The organism is uncultured Victivallis sp., from assembly GCA_944389935.1.
Lineage (GTDB): Bacteria > Verrucomicrobiota > Lentisphaeria > Victivallales > Victivallaceae > Victivallis.
Genome location: CALXOE010000078.1, coordinates 1 through 9,032 on the forward strand (window position 1 = coordinate 1; position 9,032 = coordinate 9,032).

General features: G+C 52.6%; 6 protein-coding genes. 2 read left to right on the forward strand and 4 right to left on the reverse strand.

The window, feature by feature from the left end; genetic code table 11:
* Positions 1 to 212: 212 nt before the first annotated feature.
* Positions 213 to 1,064, reverse strand: coding sequence for a helix-turn-helix domain-containing protein (locus Q0J85_RS14925; protein WP_294483052.1), 852 nt, complete (start codon positions 1,062 to 1,064; stop codon positions 213 to 215).
* A 131-nt stretch (positions 1,065 to 1,195) separates the two neighbouring features.
* Here Q0J85_RS14925 and Q0J85_RS14930 point away from each other — a divergent pair, with 131 nt between their 5' ends.
* Positions 1,196 to 3,256, forward strand: coding sequence for a DUF6259 domain-containing protein (locus Q0J85_RS14930; protein ID WP_294483054.1), 2,061 nt, complete (start codon positions 1,196 to 1,198; stop codon positions 3,254 to 3,256).
* Between the two features lie 1,424 nt (positions 3,257 to 4,680).
* On the opposite strand, the gene Q0J85_RS14935 is transcribed toward Q0J85_RS14930, so the two are convergent.
* From Q0J85_RS14935 to Q0J85_RS14945, 3 genes are read right to left on the reverse strand one after another with little or no spacing between them, the layout of a single operon-like run.
* Positions 4,681 to 5,745: a Gfo/Idh/MocA family oxidoreductase gene (locus Q0J85_RS14935; protein WP_294483055.1), complete on the reverse strand. Its 1,065-nt coding sequence runs from the start codon at positions 5,743 to 5,745 to the stop codon at positions 4,681 to 4,683.
* Positions 5,746 to 5,768: 23 nt separating this feature from the next.
* Complete coding sequence (locus Q0J85_RS14940; protein ID WP_294483057.1) at positions 5,769 to 6,581, reverse strand: ThuA domain-containing protein; 813 nt, start codon at positions 6,579 to 6,581, stop codon at positions 5,769 to 5,771.
* Complete coding sequence (locus tag Q0J85_RS14945) at positions 6,578 to 7,342, reverse strand: TIM barrel protein (RefSeq protein ID WP_294483058.1); 765 nt, start codon at positions 7,340 to 7,342, stop codon at positions 6,578 to 6,580. Before Q0J85_RS14945 ends, Q0J85_RS14940 begins: the two co-directional genes overlap by 4 nt.
* 135 nt (positions 7,343 to 7,477) lie before the next feature.
* On the opposite strand from Q0J85_RS14945, the gene Q0J85_RS14950 reads away from it, so the two are divergent.
* Complete coding sequence (locus Q0J85_RS14950) at positions 7,478 to 8,290, forward strand: helix-turn-helix transcriptional regulator (RefSeq protein ID WP_294483059.1); 813 nt, start codon at positions 7,478 to 7,480, stop codon at positions 8,288 to 8,290.
* The last annotated feature ends 742 nt before the right edge of the window (positions 8,291 to 9,032 follow it).

Below are 9,032 nucleotides of genomic sequence, written 5' to 3' on the forward strand. Positions count from 1 at the left end.
TCGCACACACGAGCGCGGGTCTTTTTTTGCCACGATTTCCCCTTATCCCGGCATCATCGGCTGATCCCGGAGCTCCGAAGACCTCTGAGGCTCTCGGAAACAAATGTGCGCAAAATATTTGCGGGAGACGCTGCGGAAAATTTCGGTAGAGAAGCTGGTCGCTGCGAAAGGTTGTGCTGTCAACCGATGGCTATTGTCGCACGCAAGAACGGTCAGTCGGTACGCTGCTGCAACCGAAAACAGGTTGGCGTCTCGCCGTAACGGCGTCGAAACTGTTCTGTGAAGCCGGAGGCGTCCGAAAAACCAAGCTCCCGCGCGATCTCCGAAATCGGCATTTCACTGCGGAGCAAGCGGCGCCCCTCCTGCAGCCTCAATTCGAGCTGGTACTGGTGCGGCGTATTCCCGGGGAACAGCTTCTGCCAGTGACGGAAAAAGGTACGGCGTGAAAGACCGTGTTTCGCCGCCAGAGCCGCAAGATCGATCTTTTCCGCGCAATGAGTGCGCAGATACGAAGCGATCCGTTGAAGCTTTTCGGCGTAGAAAGTGTCCGGCTCCGGAGGATGGTGTGCCTGCTGAGTTGGGTGTTGCAGCATCACTTCCCGCAGCAGGCAGAGTGCGTAGTGATCTATCCGGTCGGCGTTTCCCGGCAGAAACAGATTGTCACAGAGTTCGTCGATTTTCGCCATCAGCATCCGGATCTCCGCGGTAATTTCCAGCGGCCAGCCGACGGTGTCGAGGCGGATCCCCGCTTCCTCTAACCGCGGGCAGAGTGCCCCCGCATAGAGCAGTGCGAAAGCTCGGCGCGGTGCGAAAGGCGGCGAGTGGAAATCGCTCTCCGGATATTTGAGATATACATGCGGGAAAGGCAGCCTCGTCTCGCGCCCGTCCTGAATGTCGATCGAACAGCCATCGGCGGCAGAGAGACGGATGGCGAATTCCATAAGGTTTTCGCGTTTCCCGTTCCAGATCCCGCGGGCATTGTCGCTGGAGAGCCGGGCGAAGAGTGGCAGCGGCGTCTGCAGCGTGCGCGGCTGATCGTTGAAGTGGAGAAAATAATTCTTCATGCAGTAATATAATGCCGAAGAAAATGATTTTCAAGGCTGAATGGCACGATTCCCATATTTTTCGGCATAAATATCATAGCGGAGAAGCCCGGATTGTGTTATATTGTTTCCCATATAATCGGGAGGTTATCATGAATCAGTTGGGAAACGAATTTGTCTCTCTGTCGATCGACGAAACCGGCGCTCTTACGGAACTTTGCAACCGGAAATCCGGGCGGAATCTGGTTTGTCCGCACAGCCTTGTACGGCTGATCCTCGGAGATTCTGGCTGTCTGGAACTGGAGGCCGTTCCCGCCGGAGTGCCGGATATTCGGTGTGGAGAGGATCGGATCACCCTCGTTTTTTCTGAGGTGGAGTGCAAGGATCGCGGCACGATTCCAATTTCTGTATCGCTGTTGGCGGAATTGGATGGCGATGAGATCCGCTGGAGCGTTGCGCTGGAGAACCATTCGCGGGAACAGGAGGTGCGTGAAGTGCATTATCCGATTTTCGCCATACGTGATCCCGCGCCGCCGATGGCGGCGATCTCTTCGGAGCAGGTTAGCGAACGGATTGAAAACCTCCCGGAACAGATCCGTAAATGCTTCTCCTGGTACATGGCTCCCGATCAGAAGTATATCCGCCGTATGACGCTTTATCCCGGGCGTACCTCTTCGATGAACTGTTTTGCGCTCGACTGGGGGAACGAGGGGCTCTACTACGGCTGCCACGACTCCTCTTTCCTGCTGACCGGACAGATGTTTGAATTGGAGCGGCAAAGTTCCATCAATATGTTTATGGTCCGCTATCCGTTTCTGAAAGCAGGGGGGAGCTGGCGCGAGTGCAACATCGTTACGGCTCCATATTCCGGCAATTGGACTACCTGCGCCGCGAGGTACCGGAAGTGGGCTGATGAATGGTTCACCCCGCCGCAGATTCCGGAGCATGTGGCACATTCGTCGGGGTGGCAGCGGATTATTCTGCACCATCAGTACGGAGAGTATCTCTTCCCCTATGAAAAACTCGAGCAAGCCTATGATGACGCAGCGAAGGCGGGGATTGACACCTTGTTTCTCTTCGGTTGGACCGCCGAGGGGATGGATTCCGGATACCCTGTCTACTCTGCCGATTCGAAACTAGGCGGCGTTAAAGCGCTGAAAGAGAACATTCGTAAGGTGCAGGCGAAAGGAGGGAAGGTCATCCTCTACTTCAACGGCCAGCTTATCGACGTGGAGAGCGACTACTACCGTTCAGGAGAGGGGGCGCGCGTGGCGATCAAGCGCGCGGAAGGCACTGAGCACCGGGAGTACTACAATTTCACAGACGGCGGCACCTTTCTGCGGGCTTTTATCAACAAGACCTTTGTCGTTGCCTGTCCCGCTTGTCGTTCCTGGCTGGAAATTTTGAAGCGCCACGTCGATTTTGCGGTAGAACTCGGGGTGGATTCGGTCTTTTTCGATCAGCTGGGGATGCTTTCCTACCCCTGCTGCGACCCAACGCACGGTCATCCGGTGCCGTACACGGGGCTCATGAACGGCAAGCGGGAGATGCTCAAGAAGCTTTATGAATATGCGAAATCACGGAATCCCACAATGGGGTTCGGTATCGAGTGCACCACCGATCAGACGTTGCAGTATACGGATTTCGTCCACATTGTGGGATATCCGGCGAATGTCTGGAATCCCGATTGGCGGGAGAAGAAAGAAAAGCCGCAGACGCTGTCGGCGACTTACCTTTTCAAGGCGGCTTTCCCGGAGGCGGTGATCTCCAATCGGAACATCCGCGACGATTCCGACGTTGAGTTTCCGGTCAATCAGATGCTGCTGCTCGGCAGCCGGAGCGATGTGGAGATCTATCGCTGTCGCGCCACCATCGCGGAGACGCCGCATTACCAGGCGTATCTCGCGAAGGCGAACGCTCTGCGCGAACGGTTTGGTCGGCTTCTGTACGAGGGGAAATTCAGCGCGGAAACCTTTCACTCGGTGAGCAACACCGAGGTGCAGACCAACTCTTTCCTGCTTGGCGATGAGCTGGCAGTTCTACTGACCCAGAGCAACCGGGAGCTGCTGCGGACTGAAGTCGCCGCCCCCGGATTCCAACTGGTGCGGATGGACTCCGTCTCTGGTGATGTCACGATGGAGAACGGAGTCGTCGCCCTGCCGCGGAACGGCTTTGCCGTGCTGCTCTACCGAAGGGAGGAGGTCACTCCGTGACAGTGATCTTCCGGCAGACGACGGTTTGCGTTTCACCCCTTCCGGATCGGGGAAGTAGAAGTCGCGGTAGAAGATCAGCGCGCTGTTGCGGTCGTGCGGAAACATTTCCGGATTGCAACAGCCGCCCCCATCGTGGAAAGAGGGCGGAGTAAGCGTGATCCAGCGATTGATTCGCACGCTCCAGCGGGGGCCTCTCTCAAAATGTGCGCAATTTTCCGGACGTTATCGAATTCCAAATTCGGGACAGGCCTTAAAGAAAGCAGTTGAAGTGGGTTGGCAACCATGATCATTGACTAATTCAAAAAATAACGATGTTTTTTATAATCAGTTAAATAGTATCTCGGTTGTTCGTCTGAATATTATCCTGCACATCCCATAAAAAACAAGCTGACTTGCGAAAACCGCAAAGGGAATCAACGATGGAAATAATTGTAATTCTCTTCTTTTGCAACTTATGGCAGAGTAAACAAGTAATGTTACAAACATTGCAATAAATGTCAGCAATCCAAGATTGATGTTAAACAAAAGACATCCTTCTATATACAGAATTGGCCAAATGATTCTTGCCGAAAATATGTTCTGTTTTTTAGGCGATAATAATATGTAAATCGTATAACCAGTGATAAATAACCAAATTACAAACAAATACATTTCCCAGATTTCTGTATAAGAAAACCACATGGAAAAATCAGGCCATAACAATATCATTTTTTGAAATAAAGGTAACGTAAATAAATAAATTGCTACCACATATAGTTTACAAAAAATTTCATCAACTTTAGAATCCAATGAACGGGAATAAATCTCAATAAATGATAAAGTAATAGGAAACACGAAAACAAGGCGGTCAATGCACCGCTGCATTACATAATGTATATCATTACTTTTGACAAAAGACAGCAGGTGATAAATCTGGGATACCGCTATCACAATCAGAATATTAGATATAACGGATATTGTTATTTTTCTAGTCAATATTTTCATAACACCTCCCATACCTTGTCATGTGCGGGAATAAATGGTTCTGTTTTTCAGTAAAAAACAGGTGACACTTTTCTCCATGTTAATAAATTGACAGTCAATATGATGCAACATTGCATCATATTCTGTCAATAAGAGTAAGATAGCATGGAAAAGTCTGATTGCAAATCATCGTCTCTGCGTCATAAAGCAAACGGATTGGCGCAGGACGTTGGCTTCAGGGAGGAGAGAGCCATGCGCTGGAACTACCCGGGAATGAAGGAAATATGGCTCGGGAAAGCGATTTCTCGTCGAATCCGGCTCAAGCAAACAGCTCCGCCGGCGCAACCGATCAGAGAGCCCCCGGAGGAGCAGGTCGGTTGCACAGGCGGAGCCGAGTTACGTCTGCAATCTGTCGTCACGGGGAAGCAAATGCAGACAAAAGATCGGACTTTATTCGACTTTCACGCCTCTGACGCTCGCGGCTTGAACCCGCTCAGGCGAAATGCTTCATCACAGAGACGAACCACTTCTACCGCTTCTTCCAGCCGGATCGGAAACGGTTTCCCGTTTCTGACCGACTCGTATATGTATTTCCAGATCTCCGACATCGGAATGAACGGAATCTCTACCCGCTGTTCGATGAAAGTCAGCTTCTCATCGAAGTTGCCGTACTCCATGGGAGGATTTTCCCGATGCGGCTTCAATGGCTTGAATTTACATTCCGGATCGACAAACCGCATTTCGATTGCTCCGACTTTCGGATCGTAAACGAGTGTCCCGCGCTCTCCCCAGATTTCCATTTCACGTCCCGGTTTCGCATTGGTTCCGGAAATCTCAAGGTCGGCTACGATGCCGTTTTTCCCCCGCAACAGCAGTTTAATCTGATCATCACCATCCCCGATGCTGATGACCGAACGCACGTCTGCCCACATGTCAACGACTGGTGACCCGATGAGCTGTAACGCCTGATCAATCACGTGCGGCCCCCAGTTGGTCAGAAGTCCCCCCGCAAATTCCGTCATCGTCATCCAGTCGTTGCGACGGCAGTACCCGCAGGCACGGTGCAGTTTGATCAAAGTGATGTTTCCGAGTACGCCGGTCGATATCAGCTGACGCGCCTTTTGAAACGGCCCTTCAAACCGGCGATTTTGACGAGCAAACAGTTTGCCCGGATGACGACGGGCACACGCTTCCAGCTTCAAGGCCTCTTCATAATTGACGGCGATGGGTTTGTCAATATTCACGTACTTGCCCGCTTCGAGCGCGCGAATTGCGCAGGGAACGTGATCCGGATGGCGCAACGCGATCGACACGAGCTCGACAGCCGGATCATCGATCAATTCCTCGCATGAAGTATAACGTTTTGCCTGGTCCGGAACTCCAGACAGATTTTCGAGTCGCGACGGATCATGATCCGCAATCGCGACAAGTTCAAATCGATCCGGGTATTCCGCAATCTCGCGGGCGTGCATGCCGAGTCCGGCACGGCCCATCCCGAGAATTCCAACTTTGATTGTCTGGTTCATCTTATATTCTCCAGAGAATGATTTTAATTCTTTGTGAAAGTTTCCTGCGGCATTTTGACGGCATGCAGTCCGCTGGTGTCCAGATTTTTCAGCGGATTTTCCGTCCTCACCCGTTCCAGCGGCTCCGGCTGCGGAGTGATCCGCGGCGGAAGAGTCGTTCCGGCCGCCCAGCGGATCGCGTTGCCGATCACACGCAGAATGATGGCATCGTGGTAGATCGGATAGGTCTCATGACCGGGGGAGAAGTAGAAGATTTTACCTGCTCCTCGCCGGAATGCAATGCCGCTGCGCATCACATTGCCACCCTCATACCACGATTGAAACACGATCTTCCCGTCATCCGGCACCCCGAACGGTTCCCCGTACATTTCCGAATGCGGCAGCGTGAATGTTTCCGGAATGCCTGCCGAGACCGGATGGGCCGGGTCGACCACCCAGAGCCGCTCCTTTTCCCCGATTTCCCGCCAGCGCAATCGACAACTTGTCCCCATCATGCGTCGGAAAATCTTTGAATAATGACCGGAGTGCAGAACTACCAGTCCCATCCCGGCCAGTATCCGTTGCTGAAGTTGGTCGACCAGCGAATCATCGATCTGATCATGCGCACAATGCCCCCACCAGACCAGCACTTCCGTCTCGTACAATATTGATTCCGGAAGTCCATATTCCGGATCCTGCAGCGTTGCGGTGCGGATTTCGAGATCGTCCGCGGCCAGTTTCTCCGCGAGAAACGTATGAATCCCCGCCGGATAGATGGTGCGGATATAATCGCCCGCAGCACCCGTCTCCCGCTCGTGAACGAATTCGTTCCAGATGACGACCTTTGTCTTCTTCATGAGACGAAGTTTCCTTTCAAAAACCGCATGCTTGCGGCGAACGACTCGAACGGATCCGCGCAGTCTCCGTCATGTTCGACCACATAGTACTCCACCCCGGCCGTTTCGGCCGCGGTGAAAATCCGCTTCCAGTCGAGATTTCCGGAGCCAATCGGCATCATGATCGTTTCTCCTCTCTGGTTTACTCCGAAATCTTTGATGTGCAGAACTTTGATTCTGCCGTTGAGCCTGGAGATCCAGTCGACCGGATCTCCGCCTCCTTTCTGAACCCAGAATGTGTCGAGTTCGCCGCTCACAAGCGGTGCGTTCCGGTAGATGAGTTCAAGTAACGTGCTCCCCTCGAAGCGCAGGAACTCAATCGCATGGTTGTGGTAGGCAAAATCGATTCCGGCCCGGCGGAATTTTTCCGCTGCCTGATTCAACTCTTTTGCATAGGCGACGGCTTCTCCTTTCCCGGTTGGTATCCACTCCGGGTATGGATAAGCGGTATGGTGGCAATCCAGTGCGAGCAGGTGTTCGATGGTCTGTTCGGGTTTTTCGATCAGATCTTTGGCGCGTTCGTGACTGGTCGGCGCGATCATCCCCTCTTCCTGCAGCATCCGGCGCAGTTCCTCCTCCGGCATCGGTGCGATCGAGCTGGAGAGTTGAACGGCGCTGAATCCGATCTGCCGCAACCGCCGCAACGTATCCCGCACTCCGGCGGGAGTTTTGATGTAATCGCGGAAACTGTATAATTGTGCCGCAATCTTCATTTGTTCCATGGATATGTCCCTTTCATCCGGTTGATATTTCCGGCCGATTCTTGTTTTTTTGCCGGATATGTATATATTATACCATAAATACAGACGTTCGAGAATGAACGACAGGAACTGTTTTTTGCACAAAACGGATAATTGATGAACTTTTTTGACGGACATATTTTCAGTCTTTACGATTCTACGCCGGATCATCAGGGGGAGTCGCGCCATGTCCCGGTCTACTATGGGGTGCAGTACAACCACGCCGGGCGGTTTCACTTTGCGCTGAATCACGGGCCGGTGAACGAGTATGAAGGGGCATATGCGTTCATCACTCATCCCGGGGCTTTTTTTGAATACGGAAACTTCCCGGGAGAGACGCGGTATCACAGTTTTCTTTGTTCTCACGGCGAACGGATCGGGAGATATGTGGAAAGCGGACTTTTGCCGATCGACCTGGAAAATCCGGTTCGGAAAATCGCCGATCCGGACCGTTTTCTCGATACCATGTTGCGAATCATGCAACTGCTGCGCCGCTCTGCGCCGCTCACTCCGCCGCGTGCGGTATTGCTTTATGAAGATCTGCTGCTGCAGTTCCATGAATCGGAATTTGCCGAGCCGCGATTGCCCGCGTATCAGGAAGAGTATTTCCGCCATCTGGTGTCGGAGGTGCGACACCATCCGCAGAAACCGTGGGATTTCACAGCGGAGGCGGCAAAGCGAAGTTTGACTCCACATCATTTTCGGCGTCTTTTTAAAGTTGTCGCCGGACTTCCTCCCGGGCAGTTTCTGATTCATTGCCGCCTTGAGCTGGCCGCGACATTGTTGACAGACTCTTCTCTGTCGGTCGCAACTGTGGCGGAACTTTGCGGCATCGGCAGTGAGTTTTATTTCTCCCGGCTGTTCAGAGAGAAGTTTCAACTTTCCCCTTTGAAATATCGCCGGGAGTTCCCGAGTCGTCGGCGAAGTTGAGGTGACGGTTTTGATGATGGAATGGAATGCTCTTCAAGCGTAACAGCGGAATTGTCCCGCGGTTCGGGCCTGGCTGGAGAACGCGGACGATGAAATCGCGTGGCAATCCGTTCCCCGTTCTGCTTCAATTCCGAAACTTGTCGAGCCGTTCCCATGGAAAAGCGATCACCAGGAATCCCCCCCAACTTCTTCTTCCTGAATCTCTGCCGTCGATCGGTCTTTCTGGAACGCAACCGAGTTTTTTTTGAAAAAAATTTTTCCACACTCTTGACAACCAGCGACGATTTTAGTATAATTATAGAGGATATACGATTCACGTGTAAACTAAATCAACAGCTTTGAGAATGGCTCGGGTTTCGGTTTTGCAAACAAACAACCATTGGAACGGAGAAAAAATCATGAGAAAACAGGTATCCACATTGATCGAGTTTTTTATGGTAAAAGCTTGTCATTCGTACAATGCTCATCGTATTTCCACTCCGCAGACAAGAGAAGGGTTCGGGGGAGAGAAAGCGATTCGCTCTCAAACTCCGTCGCGCCCCGTTCCCGCCCCGCAACAGAGTCGCCGCTTGCCGAGCGCAGCCGAGTCCGAGACGGCGCCGTACGCGGCACCGGCACCTTGCCGGACGCCGGGGGTGCGGGGGGCGGCGGATACGCCTCCTGCCTCCCACGAGCCTGCAACGCTCAAAGTCCATGGTCCTGTGACAAAAAAGGCGGCATTTACGCTGATAGAGCTCCTCGT